We start from the raw sequence: 17,622 nt of genomic DNA, 5'->3' as shown, positions 1-17,622 counted from the left end.
GCGGCGGAAAACTGATAGTAGCCACGACTATGCAGGCCGTTGCCGCAGCGGGACGCTGCGTTGCCCCGACCGCCCCATCCCGCAATCTTCCCGACCGACGCCGCGCAGCGTCATCGCGCCGAACAATCGCCGCATCGGCATCCTCATGCCGCGCGGTGACGAGGCCCATTCCTAGCGTCGTTTCGATCGATGCCCGCTGCGCCACGGGTTTCTCGTCATGGGAATCCGTCGCTTCGGAAATCGATCGAGAAACGACATTCTGACGCCAGATCAGACCGGTACGTCCCTGCGAATACCTTTTGAAGTTCGGATGCCGGAAAGCCGCTTTCGCGCCGCTTGTCTGCGGCTGGCGATGTTGCGCTGCGGTGCCTGGCAATCACCGGCAGGTTGCGGGATTATGAATAAATGAACAAAATTTTCGATCTCCACGGGCCGATGCAAGCGCATCATACTTGCTTCTGCGCTGTCACTTTGCAGGTTTGATTATAACAAGCGGTGAAGAATTCACGCAACGTGTTAGGAAGTATGGATATTCTCGACAAAATGGCAAAATCCGGCGTGTGACCTGCGACAGGCATCTCAAGTATCTATATTTGCTGACGTCTTTTTTAGCCTGCCGTAGTTTTGAGCAGATGGTGTTCAATTTTCGGGCATTGCGCATTGCGGGATCGATATGTCCGATCATTGACACATAAGTAAGATTCGTACTTAATCGTCATCAAGGGTCCTGGGGGAAGGTTTTTACACTGACGATGCATTTAATGCGTCGTCGGATGACGGCACCTCGACAGTTCTGCCGCGTACAAGCCCTTTATCGGAAGCGGAATCTGCTTCCATGAAAACTTGCGACCCGATGAAACGCGTCATTATTGGCATCGATTACATGGCGAACCATTGTTGCGTTTTACGCCTGATCGCGGGCCGCTGGTCCGGCCGATAATATTCAAAATTCTACACTGAGCGGGGGTTTAAAACCGATGGCGAACAGATTTTCAACGTATGAAAAGCTTCCGGATTTCGAGAGTCTGGTAGTGGACACCGCATTGCAGGCAACCGCCGCCAATGCCGCGACCAATACCCCCCCTCTGGTCCGTGATGGTCCGGTCGGACAGTCCTATGATCTCTACACCGGCAAGACGGTGACGACGGCGTTCGACATCTTCAACCCCGGTGCGGCGCTCGGCGCGGAATTCGGCCGGCAATGGCATCTGAACCGGCTCGGCGACATCGCTTCGGTGTGGCAGGACTATACCGGCCGCGGCGTCAGCGTCGGCATCTATGATTCGGGCGTCGAAAAGGACCATTGGGACCTTGCGGCCAATTACGACGCGTCGAAGGAACTGGTCATCGACGGCGTCGCCATCAACGGCGGCCTCGGTGCATCGATGGAAGGGCACGGCACGTCGGTGGCGGGGCTGATCGCGGGGGCCGCCAACGGCCGCGGCGGTGTCGGCGTCGCGTTCGACGCCAAGGTCACCGGCGTCAACATCTTCGATTCCGAGTCGCCCGTCTACGTCAACGGCAGCAATTACGGCGCCTTCATGGAGGCGATGAACCAGGCCAACCGGTTCGATGTCGTCAACCACAGCTGGGGCGACAGCAGCGCCGCCATCAAAACCAGCATGTCGCGTTCGACCGAAGGCACATTCTATTACGATCTGGCGAAGTCCTTTGCCTATATCGCGGAAACCGGCCGGGGCGGTCTGGGTACGATCTCGGTCGGGGCTGCGGGCAATGACGGCCGCGACCACCAGTCGCAGGGATCGAAGACCGATCGTCACATCACCGCGGTGTCCGCCTATCGCGAGGCCGACGGCTCATCATCCTTCTACACCTCCTACGGCGCCCATATCCTCGTCGCCGGTCCGTCGAGCGACTTTACCGACCTCGGCGGCAGCGGGCAGGTGACGACCGATATTCGCGGTGAGGCCGGTTACAACATGGGGATCGATCCGGGCGCGGCCGCCGACTATACCGACGGGTTCGGTGGCACGTCGGGCGCGACGCCGATCGTGACGGGCGTCGTGTCGCTGATGCTCGATGCCAATGCCGGGCTCGGCTGGCGCGATGTGAAGGACATCCTTGCCGCCTCGGCCAAGATGGCGGTGGCCTACGACACCGGACCGACCGGCTACAGGGTGTCCGCCGGCGGGGGAACCGCGCTGTACGGCCTGAACGAAACGTCGACCCAGCTCAACGGGCAGTCGGCCGGCTGGAACGGCGGCGCGATGCACTTCAACAACAGCTATGGCTATGGCGCGGTCGATGCCTATGGCGCGGCCCGCATGGCGGAAGTGTGGTCGTTGTTCGGCCCGGCCAAGACCTCGGCGAACGAGGTGACGGCAACCACCGGCGTGCTGCCCGTCGGGATGAGCGCCAGTACGGATCTCGAGCTTTTCACGAACGGCCTGATCGCGTTCAACAGCGACATCATCGGCGATCCGCAGCGTTTCACGTTCGAATTCGGCGCGAACATCGACGTGGAGCATATCGACCTCACCATCACGGGATCGACGCTGGTCAAATATCTGTGGGCTGGCCAGGAGTTTGCGAAGTTCACCGGTATGCCGCAGGAGGCACAGTTCAAGCTGATCGCGCCGGATGGCACGGTCGGTTTCACCGCCCAGATGGGCCAGTTAGTTGATCAGTCGGGACCGGCTCAGGAGTTCGTCTATGGCTTCTCCGGTTTCCGGGGGGTCGAAACCAAGGGGACGTGGACACTGGAGTTCCAGTCGCTCGATATGGACCTGAAGGGTATTTGGGGTGCTGGTAGCGAAGGCTTTTCCGACAACACGCTGACCGTCGACAGCCTGAAGATGGACGTGTTCGGATCGGCACCGTCGGCCGACGACGTGTACACCTACACCAACGAATTCTTCACGATGAAGGCGATCGAGGGTGAGGGCGCGAAGCGCGCATTGTTGTCGGACACCGATGGCGGCGTCGACTGGATCAACGCGGCGGCGGTGACGGCCAGCGTCAATGTCTCACTCGTCGCCGGCGTCACCAACACGATCGGCGGGAAGGATGCCTTCACGATCGCATCGCGCAGCAAGATCGAGAATGTCGTCACCGGCGACGGCAACGACAACGTGACGGGCAACAGCCTTGCCAACGAACTCCATGGCATGCGCGGCAATGACATGCTGTTCGGCGCGGCGGGTGCCGACAAGCTGGACGGCGGGGCCGGTCGCGACTGGCTCGACGGCGGTACCGGTGCGGATATCCTCACCGGCGGCGCAGGCGCGGATATCTTCTTCTTCGACAACGCCCGTACCTCCGGGGTGGACCGCATCACCGACTTCGCTTCGGACGACCTGTTGTACACGACCCGCGCGATCCGCGACACCAACCGCGACGGCTATATCGGTCTGGGAACGAACAAGCTCCTCAATCTCGATACGGGCAACAGCGGGGATCGGGTCGCCATCGACGGCTTGGACGCGACGAAGGGGCTCGTCTATATGGGCATGCAGGACGGCTATTATGTGTATGCCATGAACGACGGCACCCACATGCCGGCCGCGTACGCCTGATACCACGCAGCACCGGTGCAGGCGCGTTGCCTGCACCGGTGTCGACCGAGTCATGTATCTCGATTTTTATCTGGGCAGGAGTGATCGCGATGACGATACCGGCAGCGCCGCCGCCATGGCCCGGAAGGCTGGGCGGGCTTGGTCTCGGCGGCGATATTGGTACCATGCTGGCGGAACGCGGCATGGCGGAGTTGAAGGTCGGTACAAAGCTTTCGGACGATGTCCGTCAGGCGGCCGTCGGCAATTCTCGATTGCGTATCCTGCGGCCGGGTAACATGGCGACAATGGACTTCGTGCAGGACCGCATCAACCTGATCGTGGACGGCGATGGAACCATCATCGAAATTCGGTGCGGATAAGCTGTCGTCGATGAACAGGTGTTGCCCCGCCTCGAACCATGCGACAAGGACGGGAAATTCCGGGTCCACCGGTCGCCAGGCCTGACCATTCGGTGAATTGCGCACCGGGTGACGTGCTCCCATTCTTTCACCCGGTGACGACCCGGGACCAGCCGATGGTGTCGCACGAGCACGGGTAACGCAACGGGCGGGGCTGATCGCTTGGGGTTAGTCCTTCTCGACAGGCTGGAACCCGCGTTCGGAGCCAACGGATGGGGGCGGGACGACGGCCAAAGGCCTTAATCCAGCGCCATCGCCTGCGCGGCCAGCGCTTCGGCCTCAACCAGCAGCGCATCGTCGGCCGACCCCTGCGTCACCCGTTCGCGGCCGATCAGCACCAGCACCGGGACCGCCAGCGGGCTGACCCGTTCCAGCGTGATGTGTCGCATCCGGGATTGGGCGGTTTCGAGCAAGACGGCCAATCGTCCGACATCGGTCATTCTTGCCCGCGCATCTTCCCACGCCGCCTGCAACAACAGATGGCCGGGTTCGTATTTGCGCAGCACGTCGTAGATCAGGTCGGTCGAGAAGGTGACCTGCTTGCCAGTCTTGCGCTTGCCGGGATGCTGGCGTTCGACAAGGCCGCCGATGACCGCCACCTCGCGGAACGCACGCTTGAGCAGCGCCGATCCCTGTACCCAGTCGACGAACTCATGTTCGAGAATGTCGGGCGAAAACAACGCTCCCGGATCGGTAATCGGCTCGAGCGCGTAGCAGGCGAGTGCATAGTCGTTCGACACGAACCCGATCGGGTTCAGCCCCAGTGCCTCCATCCGCCGCGTGATCAACATGCCGAGCGACTGGTGCGCGTTCCACCCCTCGAAACTATAAGCGACCATATAATGCCGCCCGTCATGTGGGAAGGTTTCGACCAGCAGTTCGCCCGCGCGCGGCAGCACCGATCGCCGCGCCTGTATTTCGAGCCATTCGCGGACATCGTCGGGAAAGCGGTGCCACTCGCCGGGATCGGCGAGGAACCCGCGCACCCGGTCGGCGAGGTTGGTCGACAACGCCATGCGCGTGCCGCCATATTTCGGGATGCGGGCGGGCTTGCTGGTCGCGCGGACGACCAGATCGGTCAGCTCGATCTTCTCGACCTCGAGGCTCAAGCCGGAGAAGAAGAAGGTGTCGCCCGGCGACAGGGTCGAGGCGAAATATTCCTCGACCGTGCCCAGCCGCCGCCCGTTCTTGAACCGCACGTCGAGCGTCGGGGCGTCGACGATGATGCCGGCGTTCAAGCGGTGTTGCGCGATAAAACCCGGTTTGGTGACGGTCCAGCGGCCATCGCTCCCCAAGCGCAGGCGCTTGAATTTATCATATGCCTTCAGCGCGTAGCCGCCCTCGGCGATATAGTGCAGGACGCGGTCGAACGTGTCGCGGTCGAGCGCCGAATAGGGCAGGGCCCCACGCACTTCGTCGAGCATGTCGGCAGTGTCGAACGGTTCGGCGCAGGCGCAGCCCATCAGATGCTGCGCCAGTACGTCGAGCGTGCCGGGGCGAAACACGTCGCGGTCGAGCTCGCCGGCATCGACCGCGTCGAGGGCCGCCTGCGCCTCCAGAAATTCGAAGCGGTTGCCGGGGACCAGCAGCGCCTTCGACGATTCGTCCAGCCGGTGGTTGGCGCGGCCGATCCGCTGGAGCAGGCGCGACGACCCCTTGGGCGCGCCCATCTGGATCACGCAATCGACATTGCCCCAGTCGACACCGAGGTCGAGGCTGGCGGTGGCGACCAGCGCGCGCAATCGGCCGTCGGCCATCGCCTGTTCGACCTTGCGCCGCGCTTCGCGGTCGAGGCTGCCGTGATGAACGCCGATCGGCAACTGATCGTCATTCGCCTTCCAGAGGTCCTGAAAGATCAGTTCGGCGAGGCTGCGGGTGTTGCAGAAGACGATGGTCGTGCGGTGGGCGCGGATTTCGCGCATCACCTGTTCGGCGGCGTAGCGCCCCGAATGGCCCGACCATGGAATGCGTTCCTGCGGCAGCAGGATGCGGATATCGGGTTCGGCCCCCGCCTCGCCCTGCACCAGCGCCACCGTATCGATATCGCCATCGGGGCCGAGCCACGCGCGATAGCCGTCGGGATCGGCGACCGTCGCCGACAGCGCGACGCGGCGCAGCGTGGGCGCGAATTTCTGTAACCGGGTCAGGCACAGCGACAACAGGTCGCCGCGCTTGTCGGTGGCAAAGGCATGGACTTCGTCGATCACGATCGTCGACAGCGACGCGAACAACTTGTCGCTGTCGGGGTAGGACAGCAGCAGGCTGAGCGATTCCGGCGTCGTCAGCAGGATATGCGGCGGTTTGGCGCGCTGGCGTGCCTTGCGGTCGGAGGGAGTGTCGCCGGTGCGCGTCTCGACCCGGATCGGCAGCCCCATGTCGGCGATCGGGGTCAGCAGGTTGCGCTGCACGTCGACCGCAAGCGCCTTGAGCGGCGAGATGTAGAGGGTATGGAGCCCGTCGCGCGGGGTATCGATCAGGTCGACCAGCGTCGGCAGGAAGCCCGCCAGCGTCTTGCCCGCCCCGGTCGCGGCGACCAGCAGGGCATGGCATCCGCCGCGCGCCTGTTCGAGCATTTCTAGCTGATGGCGGCGGGGGGTCCAGCCGCGTGCGGCGAACCAGTCGGACAGGGGAGCAGGAAGGTTTCGCACGAACCACGATGTAGGATCGCGGTCGCACGACTGCAAAGCGGGCGGGGCGCTTCCGTACCCCGCCCGTTGCCGAACTTACTTCTTGTCCGTGCCGGCGGCACCTTCGATGGCCGATCCGGCCGATTTCAGGTCCTTGCCGGCGCCGTTCACCGTGTTGCACGCGCCGAGCGTGACGGTGGCGGCAAGGGCGACGATGAGACCGATCTTGCGGGTCATGGCATTTCTCCTTCGTGATAAAACCGGGTTGTGGCGGGCCGAGATACGCCGACCCGCCACCTACACTCAGCGCAACTTACGACGTGCCGCCGTGGTTGCACCGAAACTTGCCGCTGCCGCACCGATCAGCAGCGCGAGCACGAGGACGAACGAGGTACCGGCTGCCGCACCGGCTGCCTTGTCGGTTGCCGACTTGGCGGTCGCGACCGCTTCGTCCTTGGTCTGGACGAACTGCTGCTTGGCGCGCGTGACCTGCGCCTGCGCCTCGGGGCGGCTGATCTTGCGCTGTGCCGCGACGATATCGACGATGCGGCTTTCGGCACGCTGGCCATCGGCACCGCCACGGGCGAGTGCGGGCAGCTGCCTCGCGATTTCGGTCTGCGCCTGTTCGGGGGTCATCTGCGCCGGATCATTGGGCGCGTCCGAGAGATAGGCGGCGGCCTCGCTCCGCACATCCTGCGCGACGTCCTTGACGTCATTGGCATCGACACCCGCGACCGACGCGGCGACGGGCGCTGTCGAAGCGACCGTACCCACCGCGCTGCCCGCCGTACCGGCGACCGCGCCGACGGTGCGGAATGCGCCGCCGATGATGCCGCCGACCGCCGAGGTCAGCAGATACAGCGTCAGGATCAGTGTGACGCCCCACACGACCAGCCCATGGACCAGCGCGTCGAACCGTTCGGTCACGCCCGACACGCGTGCCGCCGCATAGCCGCCCGCGCCCAGTGCGACGACGGTGGTGATCAGCCAGTACAGGCCCGCACCGATGCCGAAGCCGGCCGCGCCGGGGGTGGTGCCCTCCACCGGATCGACCATCGTCAGGCCGATGCCGGCACCGAGGATGCCGAGCACCAGCTGCACCGCGACCGCGATCACGACCCCGGCAAATACCGCGCCCCACGAGATGCGGGTCGGCGTCTTGTCGACATACGCGGGGTCGGCCGGCCGATAGCCGGTGTTCAGATTGGTCGCCATAGTTACTCCTGTTGGTTACGGAACGTCGCGGTCAGCGCCGCGACGATGGTTTTTCCCCGGCAGCTTCGCCCGCAGCCTTTTCGGCGAAGCCGTGATCGCGGGCGTCGTCGTCGCCAATCAGCTTGCCGATCGCTTCGTGGACCGATCCCTTGACGGCGCGGACCGACGGCTTGTCGTCGGCACCCTTGGGGTCCGGGGGAGTCTTGTCGTTCATTCGGCTGCCTCCCGATCGCCGGTTTCCAGCCGCGTGCCGTCGTCGAAGCCGCGGGTGCGTGCCCATGCCACCGCCGCGATCCGGCGGTTGACGCCGATTTTCGCGTAGATGCGGGCGACATGGTTGCGAACGGTGTTGGACGATACGTCCAGCGTGCGCGCGATCGTCTTGTCGTCCTGACCCCGACAGATCAGCGCCAGCACGTCGCGTTCGCGTGGCGTCAGGTCGTTCAGACCGGGGCCGGTCTTGTTGCCCGGCGGCGTGCGCAGCCGGGCCAGCTTGTCCATCACCGACCGGCTGAACCAGCTGGTATCCTTCATCACCGCCTCGATCGCCTCGACCAGCTCGACTTCGGTCGCCTTGCGCTGGGTGATGTCCTGCATCGCCCACAACACACAGGCACCGTCGCCCAGCCGGATCGCTTCGGTCGACACGATACAGTCGAGGATCGCGCCGTCCTTGGCATGGATGCGCACCTCTTCATCGCGCAGATCCTGCCCGGCATCGATCGCTGCCTCGACGCGGCGGCGGACGGCGGGACTTTCCCAGAGCCCGACGTCGCCGAGCGGCCGGCCGATGATCTCCTCGGACGAATAGCCGGTCATCTGCACGAAACTGGCATTCACCTCACACAGCAGGTGGCCGTCGCGCGCGCCGATCGCCATCGGCACCGGTGCCATCTGGAACGTCCGGGTGAAGCGTTCTTCGCTGTGGCGCAGCGCGTCTTGCGCGCGACGGCGGGGTTCGAGATCGGCGAAGGTGAACAACAGGCAGGGTTCGTCGCCCATCTCGATCGGCTGTCCGGCGACGATCACCAGCTTGGTCTCACCGTTCGGCAGGTCCAGTTCTGCCTCCATCTGCGGAATGGTGCGCCCCTCGGCCAGCCGTTCCTTGGCCAGCTCGCGCCGCTCGGCACCGCCCAGCACGTCGATGTCGTACACCGTCCGATCCATCACCTGATCGCGGTCATAGCCGGTCATGTCGAGGAACCCCTGATTGACCTTCACGAACCGCAGATCGCGCAGGCGGCAGATGACGGCGGGCGCGGGGTTCGCGTTGAACGACTGTTCGAACCGGTCCTCGGCCTCATACCGGGCGGTCACGTCCTGCACGACCAGCACCAGACAGGCCGGTTCGGCATCGTCGGCATCGTTCAGCACGAGGCTGCGCACCTGATGCGTCCAGCGCGGCTTGTCCTCGCCCGCCACCGTCACCTCAACCACCACTTCCGAAAAACGGTCGCCCGATACGACCCGGTCGATCGGGTAATCGTCGGCGGACAGGCGGTGATTGTTGCGATAGTGGAGCTGAAAGCGCGACCGGTATTCGTCGACCGTCGCCCCCAGATCGGCAATATCCTTCACGCCGTGCATCGCGAGCGCGGCGTCGTTCGCCCATAACAGGCTCTGATCGGGATCGATCAGGATCACGCCTTCGTCGAGACCGACGATGATCTGCCGCAAATGCCGCAGATCGGCCGTCTGGCGCAGCGAGGTGAACGACGCCTTCGTCACGCTGCGATCAGTCGTGCCGTCCGTGGATCAGCCAGCCCAGACCATAGCCGAGCGCGATCGCACCCAGCGCCCAGACCAGCGGCTGTTCCTGTGCAGCGCGCACGGTGGTCTCGCCACCGCGCTGTGCGGCAACGGCCACCTGCTTGCCGGTCGATTCCAGACGGTCGCGGGCATCCTTCAGCAGGCCCGGCGCACTGTCGATCGCGTCGTTCAGGATCGACTTGGCGCGGCCATAGCCGTGCTGCGCGCCACCCGCGACCTGATCGACCACGCCATCGGCCTGCCAGTCGCGGCGGCCGGCGACATCGCCTACGGCCTTTTCAACCTTGCCGGTCGCATAGCGGATACCGCCTTCGAATTCGTCGCTGTTCATCGATCGTCTCCTGTATGCATGAATGGGATCGGGGCGTCAGGGCAGGACGTTGCAACCCGCCGCGGCCTTGCCGACCGCCAGCGGGATCGCCGGGTCCTTCAGCTCGGTCGCGACGCGGATCAGGTCGCCGACGGTCAGGACGCCCGGATTGGGGTCGTTCTTGCCATAGGCGGCGGCGGCGCGACCGAGCTGCTGCAACTGTCCGAGCGAGAGGTCACCCTGCAAACGGGTGCCGACGCAATCGGCACGCTGCGTATCGAGACCATAGCGCTGCAACCCTGTAGAAATACGGGTGGCGGGTGCAGCACATGCCGATAGCGTGGCCGCACCGATCAAGATCAGCGCCAATGGTTTCATCGTCGGTTCCTCCGACCGGGGCGTAAACACGCGGCCGGTTCGGGCGCATCAACCGACCGGCCGGATTACCGTTCCTGGTATTTCTGCTGCAAAGACTAGTAGCAAACTACCACGTCGTTCGGAATGTTTCGCGACGAAATGTGACAAATTCAATGTCGAGCGAATTGCTAAACGATATTTGTACAGCGCGTTCAGGAAGTTGTCCCAAGCGTGCCGATGCGGTGTCGGCCGAGCCGGTTTCACTGACATAACGGCGACAGTAGGCCCGAGCGACAGCCAGCGTACGATATCGCACATTCACCGCTTACCACAGATCGGTGATCAACTGGTCCAGCCGCGCCTTGCAGTCGCGGGTCAGCGCGATCCAGCAGCGGCGACCATCGGCCGGATCGGGCTGACGCACGACCAGCCCCGCCTCTTCCATTAACGATACCCAGCGCAGCCAGGTGGTCGATGGTACGCGGATCATCGGTGCCACCGCCGATACCGACATCGGCCGGCCTTCCTCTTCGGCGATGTAGAGCTGGAACAGCGCGTCATAGACCGGATCGGTCACCTTCACCGGATACAGGCCGGCGATGCGGTCCTTCATCGCGATCAGGCGGCGGGCGCGGGCGGCATTTTCCGACGTGCCGTCCTCGACCATGCCGGATCGTGCCCGTCGCGCCGCAGCCGGTGGCGATGGCGCAGCGTTCCCGCAAGGATCAGGAGGAGCGTCGGATAGGCACTCATCGCGTGCAGGATCAGATAGACTTCCCGGTACGGGCGCGGGGCGTACCAGATCGCCAGATGCAGCATCAGGCCAACGATCAGAATTGCGCTTAGCCATATCGGCCAGAACCTTTCCGCCAGCATCGCCAGCGTACAAAATGCCAGAGTGAGGATAAGGTCGACCGCGAAGATGCCGGTCTCGCGGTCGGCGAACGGCCGGTCGGAAACGACCGCGAGCGTGGCGACAACCGCGACCAGGATCGCGAGCATCGCGATCCGTTCGGGTGCTCCGCCACGCCACAGCGTCCAGACCGATACGGTCCCCAGCAGCGCCAGAAAGAGCCAGACGTTCACGGCGTCGCCCGATCGGTCAGGCCGTGACCGGCAGCGGTGCGCGGATCGCATCGCCGGTCGACCCTTTGGCGGTCGGTGACCGCTGGGCGATCGCGGTGGTCGCCCGACAGGATGGCTGGTACATGACGTGTCCCTTGGTCGCTTCAGGAACGCAGGCTCGCGAAGATCGATACGAGGCCCACGGCGGCGACGACCGCCATCGCCAGCGCAGCGCACATCGCCACGACCAGCCCGACGATCATCAACGTCCGACCGCGTGCGCCGACGCGATGCGGTTCGGTCGTTCGTTCGAGATAGAGCAGCCGGGACAACCATCCCGCCGATCCACGCTCGACCCGCGCGGCGGACAGTGTCGGGGGCGGGGGCACTGGCGCAACCCGTTCGAACATACCCCCATGTTCGGAGGGGGCATCGGCGATCGGCGGTTCCCGCGAGGCAACGGGTGCCGCGCCCAGCATCCGTGCCGCTTCCTTGCGGTTGCGCGCGCCCAGCTTCCGCCGCGCATCGGCGAGATAGCCGTTGACCGTCGCGACCGAAATGCCGAGTTCGGCGGCGATCTGTCCCGTGTCATAATGCTGCGCCACCAGATCAAGGCAACGGCGTTCACGCGGTGTCAGGCGGGCGAGGGCTTCCGATTCGGTCACAACCGGACGTTTACCGCCATGCCCGGCCTTTCCAACGCCCGCGCCTCTCGGTTGCCAGAAAAATTCGGACTTCGGTACGCTACCCACCTTGCGAACAGGGCGATGCGGGTACGTGTACCGGCACGGTATGCTCGTTGCGACCGGCGCAGGCCGTGCTTCCAAACTCCGCCTCGGGGGGTGGCGTCCGGCTATCCCTGCCGGGTGGCGTCCGTCAGTTTCAGTTCGTCGAGCAAGGCGGCGAAATGCGTCAGGGCGGCATCGGTCGGGCCGGGATAGGGGCCCTCGGTCGGCTGGTCGCCGATATAGCCCATATCCGCCTTCCCCTCGGGCAGGCTGTAGAAGCCCAGGATGAAGAGGTTGCGCAGTCGGTCCATGAACGCGACCGGCTGGGCCATGGCCGGCGACGGGGTGGCGACGGTCAGCGCGTCGAGCAGCATCGTCCGCCGGGCGGGCGTCGATGCGGCGAACGTCGCACCGTGCAGCGCCCGGCTCTGCGCGTCGAGCCAGAGGAGCCCGGCGAGGATCCTGCCGCGATCCTCCTGCTGTCGCGGATAGGGGGCGCTGATCCATTCGTCGATGAACGCTCCGACGCCAAGGGTGCCGGCACCGGGCGATGCCTTGTCGGCGGGCAGGATCAGGTCGCCGAGCAGGTCGATGGTCGCGCGCTGCCCCCTGGTCAGGGTGAGCGGCCATGGCACCTTGGGATCGGTCAGGTCGGGATCGCGGCCATAGCCCTTTGCCGGCGGCAGGTCGGGGACCTGTGCGGGCCAGTCGACCACCCCGAAGGGCGGCGGGATGCCGGCCTCGCTCACCACCGGCGCGATGGCCGGCAGCCGTGCGGTGAGCGTCAGGGCGGTCGCGGTCGCGAACCATTGCAGGGTCGTGCGGCGGCTGAAGGTCATGCGAGCGCTCCCGACCGCAGGCGCGTCGCCAATCGTTCCGATGCGCGCAGCGCGAGCGCGAGGATCGTCAGGGTCGGATTCTTGTGCGGTCCCGATGCGAAGGTCGCACCGTCCATCAGCACGATATTGTCGACGTCCCATGTCTGGCCATAGCCGTCGACGACGGAGGATCGCCGGTCGCTGCCCATGCGCGCGGTGCCGAGTTCGTGGATGATCTCGCCGCCCGCCGTCATGATCTTTTCGGGTGGCAGGTCAGGGTCGAGGATCGTGCCGTTCAGCCGGCGGAACACCGAATGCGCAGCGCGACGGCCATGCGCGACCTGATTGATCTCATGCTGCGACCATTTGAACGCGAAGCGCAGCACCGGAATGCCGAAGCGGTCCTTCACCCCCGGATCGATCTCGCAATAGGAATCCTTGTTGGGGATCATCTCGCCGCGCAGCGTCAGTCCGATCGTCGCGCCAGACCGTTCGCGCACCGCCTGTTTCAACGCCGGTCCCCATGCGCGCGGCAATGCGGTGTCGGGCGGGATGCCGAACCGGCCGTTGATCTCGAAATGATAGCCACGCGCGAAATCTAGTTCGCCGCGATGCTGCTGGCCGTACAGCCAGAACGGGATGTAGATATGCTGCCCGCCAATCCCGTCCTCGTTATAGCGCGGGCGGTTTGCGAGGCCGGGAATATAGGCGCGGAACGACGCGCCGGTGGAATCGGTCAGGTTGCGGCCCAGTTCGCCCGAGGTGTTGGCAAGGGCGCGTCCGTCTTGTCCCGAATTGAGCAACAGGCGCGTCGTCTCTCCGGTGCCGGCGGCCAGCACGACCGCGCGTGCCGTGACCTGGTGCCGCATGCCGGTCTTGCGGTCGACATATTCGACGCCACCGGCGCGGTTGCCCGACGCCATCACCACCCGCGATACCATCGCATCGGTGACGACGCGCAGCCGCCCGGTCGCCTTCGCCATCGGCAGCAGCGAGGTCGTGGTCTGGAACATCGCGCCGATGGTGCAGCCGCGCGTACATGGGCTCGCGTTGAAACACGCGCTGCGCGGTGCGACCGGGTCCGGCATGTCGCGCGTCAGCACCGCGGTATGCGCGGCGCGCACGGGAATGCCGAGGCTTTCGGCCGCCGCGGTGATCAGCATTTCGGGCACGCGGGGTTTGGGCGGCGGCATCAGGCAGTCCGCCGGCGAATCCGGGTGGTTCTCCAGTCCGATCGGCCCGCCATTGACGCCGATCATCCGTTCGACCCGGTCGTAGAACGGCGCGACATCGTCATAGCCGATCGGCCAGTCGACCCCCAGCCCGTCGCGGGAAAAGGGTTTGAAGTCGTACGGACCGAAGCGCGGCACGTGCCGCCCCCAGTGATTGGTGCGTCCGCCCAGCATCCGGGGACGATACCAGCGGAAGTCGGTGCCTTCGCGCATCGTGTACGGCTCGCCATCGACCTGCCAGCCGCCATCGACCGTCGCGTCAAAATAGCCGAACGGCTTGTCGGGGGTGCCCGTGCCGCGCAGCGGTGCCGCGCTTTCGGGGGCGAACATGTTCACCTCCTTCTGCGGATCATAGTCGCGCCCGGCCTCGAGGATCAGGCAGCGGAGGCCCGATTTGGTCAGGCTGTACGCCGCCATCCCGCCCGCCGCGCCCGACCCGACGATGACGACGTCGATCGCGGCGTCGGCCGCGCCGGTCACTTGGCCGCCCCGGTGGCCGATGGCCCGATCGGGCGCAGCTTGATGTTGCGGAACGCGACCGGTTCGCCATGGTCCTGCAGGCCGATGACCCCGCTGGGAAAGGTGCCGAACTGCGGCATCCCGGCAAATTTCGATCCCGCCACCCGGCGACGCCAGCCTTCGTCGCCATAGGAAACGTCGGCGGTCGGCGTCCCGTTCAGCCATTGCCGGATCCGGCCGCGCTCCACCAGCAGGCGGGCATGGTTCCAGCTGCCCGCCGGTCGCGCCGCGCCGGCGGGGGGCACCGTCATGTCGTACAGCGCGCCGGCGCGGTGCGTCGGGATCTTGCCGTCGGAATGGCCGGCATCGTCGAGCACCTGCATCTCCAGCCCGGTCTGATACAGCAGCGGCGCGCCCGGCACCTTGCGCGCGAGATAGAGGATGCCGCTATTGCCGCCGCGCGCCACCTTCCAGTCGAGCGTCAGTTCGAATGCGCCATAGCGATCGGCGGTCACCAGATCGGTTCCGCTCATCTGTCCGTCGGCCTTGATCAGCGCCAGCGTACCGTCGCGGACCGTCCACGTCGCGGGCGGCGTCCCGCCGTCGAACGACCGCCATCCCGACAGGTCGCGCCCGTTGAACAGCAGTCGCCAGCCCTGCGCGCGTTCCTGCGCACTCAGGACATTGTCGCGAACCGGTCCGGCGGCGAGCGGCGATGCGAGCATCACCATGGCCAAGCCGATGCCGAGTGCCGTGCGCATGGGGGTTCTCCTGTCGATCGGCGTGCTTCGTCGCCGCCGTTGCCAACGGCTTACCGACTGTGCGTTCGTTTTCAAGGCGCGTCCGCCCGCGCGACCGAAGCCGTTCCCGATCGTTATGCGGCGCACAGGAGATTGTCCGATGCACCGCCCCCTTCCGATCCCAGCTTGCCCCCGCCGCCGGCAAGACACCGAATGCGCGGGTACGGGCGGCATGGCATGGTGAGCGTCGCACTGCCCCCGGCACTTGCGGAATGGCGGGAGGCACCGCGCGTCCGGGCGCGCAACGCGTCCGGCGTCGCGGACGGCGGACTCTATGTGCTGTGCTGGCTGCAACAGGCACTGCGCGCGGACGACAATCCGGTGATCGACGCGGCGATCCGCCTCGGCAATGCGCTGTCGCTGCCGGTGCTGGTCTATCACGGCGTGCGCGAGGATTACCCTTACGCCTCCGACCGGCTGCACCATTTCATCCTCGGGGCCGGTCGCGATCTGGCGGCGGGGTGCCGCGCGCGGGGGCTGACCTGCGTCCATCATATCGACCGGGCGGGCCACCGCGAGAAGGGGCTGGTCCACCGCCTCGCCGCCGATGCCGCCGCGCTGGTGGTGGAGGATCAGCCGACCTTCGTCGCGCGCTGGCAGGTGGATCGCGTCGCCGACCGCGCGGCGGTCGCGGTCTATGCGGTGAATGCCGCCTGTCTGGTGCCGCCCGCCGTCGTCGGCGACGGGATCGGCGGCCGGTCGGGCTTCCTGCGTCGCCACGAACCCGCGCGCGGGGACTGGATCGATGCCGATGTCGAAAAGCCGATGGTCGCGCCCTATGCCGGAGATTTGCCGTTCACGCCCGACCGGCTCGACACGATCGACCTCGACGCCGTCGTCGCCGGTCTGGCGATCGACCACAGCCTGCCGGTCAGCGCCGCCTTTCCCGCCGGGCGCGCGGCGGCGGAGGAACGGTTGGCGCGGCTGGTCCGCGACGTGCTGCCGGGCTATGCCAGCGCGCGCAACGACGCGACCCGGCGCGACGGGGCCAGCGGCCTGTCCCCCTATCTCCATTTCGGCGTGCTCGGCCCGCGTGAGGTGATGCGCGCGGTGGGGGACGCCGATGCAGGTGCCAAGCACCGCACGAAATTCGCCGACGAGCTGCTCGGGTGGCGCGAATGGTTCCAGTATCAGGCATGCGCGTCGGCCGCGCCCGAACGCTATGACCGGGTCGCTCAATGGGCGCGAACGACGCTGGCCGATCATGCCGGCGATCCGCGCCCCGATCTGGAAAGCCTGTCGGCAATGGCGCGGGGCGAGACGCGCGACGAAAGCTGGAATGCCTGTCAGCGCCAGTTTCTGCGCTTCGGCTGGATGCACAATAATCTGCGGATGTACTGGGCGAAACGGATCATCGCGATGACACCCGACCCTGAAACGGCATGGGCGACGGCGTGCTATCTGAACGACCGGCTCAGCCTCGATGGGCGCGATCCGGCGACCTACGGCAATATCGCGGCAATGTTCGGCGGTTCGCCCGGCGACCGCGAACGGCCGGTCTATGGGCGGGTCGCCACACGGGGCGACGGATCGACGCGCCACCGCGACGGCGGCGATGCGTGGCTGGCCCGGGCGGCATCGCGGCCGGTGCCGGCGATCGATGTCCCGGCCGACGTGCCGCGCGACCGCTATCTGATGTCCTGACCGATCGCATCGGGAATCGCATCCTTTACGGCGTGTTAGGCGATCGAGCTTTCGTGTGTTCCGATGGACAAACCGGGTACAGATGATTAACGCGCGTCGATGGCGGCGGCGTTGTTTCTTCTGTGTGCGGTGGTGATGGCCTTTGTCGGGGGGGCCGGGAACTGGACGTTGATCGCGACCGTCACCCTCGCGATGGCGTCGGGCAGCACCTTGCCCGATCTCGATACCCCGTTGCGACTGCGCCATCGTAGCGCGCTGCTCCACAGTATCCTGCCGCCGGGTATCGCGCTACTCGACCCGCGGACCTGGCCGGTGGCGGCGGGGCTGGCGTTCGGGATCGGGCTGCATCTCGCCGCCGACCTGTTTCCACGGACGATGCGCGGCTTTGCGACCATCAAGCTGCCGTTATGGGGATCGATCGGCGTGATCCCGTCCTATGGATGGATCGTCGTCAACATCGCGGCGAACGTCGTCGCCGGGATCGTGGTGCTCGACCGTATCGCCACGCGACAGGCCACGGCGGGCGCGCTGGCCGCCGCCGGGGTGATCGGCCTGGTCTATCTGATCCGGACCGAGGGGGGGTGGCAGGCGCTGGCGGCGCTGACCGTCCTCGGCTGGCTGATGCTGCGCTGACCGGCGGGCATTGCCCGGCGGGGCGGGGGG

17 protein-coding genes are annotated in these 17,622 nt (G+C 65.8%); 4 read left to right on the top strand and 13 right to left on the bottom strand.

The window, feature by feature from the left end; all coding sequences use genetic code 11:
* Window positions 1–1,031 precede the first annotated feature (1,031 nt).
* Together ASE91_RS20825 and ASE91_RS03200 are read left to right on the top strand one after the other, a co-directional pair.
* Window positions 1,032–3,536 (top strand): S8 family serine peptidase, encoded by a 2,505-nt coding sequence (locus ASE91_RS20825; protein ID WP_056622586.1) that lies wholly within the window; start codon window positions 1,032–1,034, stop codon window positions 3,534–3,536.
* 89 nt (window positions 3,537–3,625) lie between these two features.
* Window positions 3,626–3,895, top strand: a complete 270-nt coding sequence (locus ASE91_RS03200) for an I78 family peptidase inhibitor (RefSeq protein WP_235530303.1) — start codon at window positions 3,626–3,628, stop codon at window positions 3,893–3,895.
* A 278-nt stretch (window positions 3,896–4,173) separates the two neighbouring features.
* On the opposite strand, the gene ASE91_RS03195 is transcribed toward ASE91_RS03200, so the two are convergent.
* The 13 genes from ASE91_RS03195 to ASE91_RS03140 all read right to left on the bottom strand — a co-directional run bounded on the left by ASE91_RS03195 (window position 4,174) and on the right by ASE91_RS03140 (window position 15,276).
* Entirely contained in the window at window positions 4,174–6,582 is a 2,409-nt protein-coding gene (locus ASE91_RS03195) for a ligase-associated DNA damage response DEXH box helicase (protein ID WP_082453778.1), read from the bottom strand.
* Window positions 6,583–6,657: 75 nt separating this feature from the next.
* A complete protein-coding gene (locus ASE91_RS18560; RefSeq protein ID WP_082449796.1) occupies window positions 6,658–6,798 on the bottom strand; it encodes an entericidin A/B family lipoprotein in 141 nt (46 codons plus the stop codon).
* A 66-nt stretch (window positions 6,799–6,864) separates the two neighbouring features.
* Complete coding sequence (locus tag ASE91_RS03190; RefSeq protein WP_056001442.1) at window positions 6,865–7,776, bottom strand: hypothetical protein; 912 nt, start codon at window positions 7,774–7,776, stop codon at window positions 6,865–6,867.
* A 31-nt stretch (window positions 7,777–7,807) separates the two neighbouring features.
* Window positions 7,808–7,990, bottom strand: a complete 183-nt coding sequence (locus tag ASE91_RS03185) for a hypothetical protein (protein ID WP_056622582.1) — start codon at window positions 7,988–7,990, stop codon at window positions 7,808–7,810.
* Entirely contained in the window at window positions 7,987–9,504 is a 1,518-nt protein-coding gene (locus ASE91_RS03180; protein ID WP_056622580.1) for a helix-turn-helix transcriptional regulator, read from the bottom strand. Before ASE91_RS03180 ends, ASE91_RS03185 begins: the two co-directional genes overlap by 4 nt.
* A 7-nt stretch (window positions 9,505–9,511) precedes the next feature.
* A complete protein-coding gene (locus ASE91_RS03175; protein ID WP_056622578.1) occupies window positions 9,512–9,877 on the bottom strand; it encodes a CsbD family protein in 366 nt (121 codons plus the stop codon).
* A 36-nt stretch (window positions 9,878–9,913) separates the two neighbouring features.
* Complete coding sequence (locus ASE91_RS03170) at window positions 9,914–10,234, bottom strand: hypothetical protein (protein WP_056623008.1); 321 nt, start codon at window positions 10,232–10,234, stop codon at window positions 9,914–9,916.
* Window positions 10,235–10,538: 304 nt separating this feature from the next.
* Window positions 10,539–10,880 (bottom strand): MarR family transcriptional regulator, encoded by a 342-nt coding sequence (locus ASE91_RS03165; RefSeq protein ID WP_056622575.1) that lies wholly within the window; start codon window positions 10,878–10,880, stop codon window positions 10,539–10,541.
* Window positions 10,832–11,299 (bottom strand): hypothetical protein, encoded by a 468-nt coding sequence (locus ASE91_RS19850; protein ID WP_056622574.1) that lies wholly within the window; start codon window positions 11,297–11,299, stop codon window positions 10,832–10,834. Before ASE91_RS19850 ends, ASE91_RS03165 begins: the two co-directional genes overlap by 49 nt.
* 143 nt (window positions 11,300–11,442) lie before the next feature.
* Window positions 11,443–11,943 (bottom strand): helix-turn-helix domain-containing protein, encoded by a 501-nt coding sequence (locus ASE91_RS19845; RefSeq protein ID WP_056622572.1) that lies wholly within the window; start codon window positions 11,941–11,943, stop codon window positions 11,443–11,445.
* Between the two features lie 188 nt (window positions 11,944–12,131).
* A complete protein-coding gene (locus ASE91_RS03150; RefSeq protein ID WP_056622570.1) occupies window positions 12,132–12,845 on the bottom strand; it encodes a gluconate 2-dehydrogenase subunit 3 family protein in 714 nt (237 codons plus the stop codon).
* Complete coding sequence (locus ASE91_RS03145) at window positions 12,842–14,536, bottom strand: GMC oxidoreductase (RefSeq protein ID WP_200911188.1); 1,695 nt, start codon at window positions 14,534–14,536, stop codon at window positions 12,842–12,844. The genes ASE91_RS03150 and ASE91_RS03145 overlap by 4 nt, the downstream gene beginning before the upstream one ends.
* Complete coding sequence (locus ASE91_RS03140; RefSeq protein WP_200911187.1) at window positions 14,533–15,276, bottom strand: 3-keto-disaccharide hydrolase; 744 nt, start codon at window positions 15,274–15,276, stop codon at window positions 14,533–14,535. The genes ASE91_RS03145 and ASE91_RS03140 overlap by 4 nt, the downstream gene beginning before the upstream one ends.
* A 216-nt stretch (window positions 15,277–15,492) precedes the next feature.
* Here ASE91_RS03140 and ASE91_RS03135 point away from each other — a divergent pair, with 216 nt between their 5' ends.
* Together ASE91_RS03135 and ASE91_RS03130 are read left to right on the top strand one after the other, a co-directional pair.
* Entirely contained in the window at window positions 15,493–16,959 is a 1,467-nt protein-coding gene (locus ASE91_RS03135) for a deoxyribodipyrimidine photo-lyase (protein ID WP_056622998.1), read from the top strand.
* A 135-nt stretch (window positions 16,960–17,094) separates the two neighbouring features.
* On the top strand, window positions 17,095–17,592 hold the full coding sequence (locus tag ASE91_RS03130) for a hypothetical protein (RefSeq protein WP_235530284.1): 498 nt from the start codon (window positions 17,095–17,097) through the stop codon (window positions 17,590–17,592).
* Window positions 17,593–17,622 lie beyond the last annotated feature (30 nt).

It is taken from the genome of Sphingomonas sp. Leaf62, assembly GCF_001421915.1.
Lineage (GTDB): Bacteria > Pseudomonadota > Alphaproteobacteria > Sphingomonadales > Sphingomonadaceae > Sphingomonas.
This window is presented reverse-complemented; position numbering and strand designations above follow the sequence as displayed.

What these genes read in the sequence shown, in the direction of transcription:
- ASE91_RS03200 (WP_235530303.1), top strand. Translation starts at nt 3,626, where the DNA reads ATGACGATACCGGCAGCGCCGCCGCCATGGCCCGGAAGGCTGGGCGGG.
- ASE91_RS18560 (WP_082449796.1), bottom strand. Translation starts at nt 6,798, where the DNA reads ATGACCCGCAAGATCGGTCTCATCGTCGCCCTTGCCGCCACCGTCACG.
- ASE91_RS03135 (WP_056622998.1), top strand. Translation starts at nt 15,493, where the DNA reads ATGGTGAGCGTCGCACTGCCCCCGGCACTTGCGGAATGGCGGGAGGCA.
- ASE91_RS03140 (WP_200911187.1), bottom strand. Translation starts at nt 15,276, where the DNA reads ATGCGCACGGCACTCGGCATCGGCTTGGCCATGGTGATGCTCGCATCG.
- ASE91_RS03185 (WP_056622582.1), bottom strand. Translation starts at nt 7,990, where the DNA reads ATGAACGACAAGACTCCCCCGGACCCCAAGGGTGCCGACGACAAGCCG.
- ASE91_RS03175 (WP_056622578.1), bottom strand. Translation starts at nt 9,877, where the DNA reads ATGAACAGCGACGAATTCGAAGGCGGTATCCGCTATGCGACCGGCAAG.
- ASE91_RS03170 (WP_056623008.1), bottom strand. Translation starts at nt 10,234, where the DNA reads ATGAAACCATTGGCGCTGATCTTGATCGGTGCGGCCACGCTATCGGCA.
- ASE91_RS03130 (WP_235530284.1), top strand. Translation starts at nt 17,095, where the DNA reads ATGGCCTTTGTCGGGGGGGCCGGGAACTGGACGTTGATCGCGACCGTC.
- ASE91_RS03150 (WP_056622570.1), bottom strand. Translation starts at nt 12,845, where the DNA reads ATGACCTTCAGCCGCCGCACGACCCTGCAATGGTTCGCGACCGCGACC.
- ASE91_RS03190 (WP_056001442.1), bottom strand. Translation starts at nt 7,776, where the DNA reads ATGGCGACCAATCTGAACACCGGCTATCGGCCGGCCGACCCCGCGTAT.
- ASE91_RS03165 (WP_056622575.1), bottom strand. Translation starts at nt 10,880, where the DNA reads ATGGTCGAGGACGGCACGTCGGAAAATGCCGCCCGCGCCCGCCGCCTG.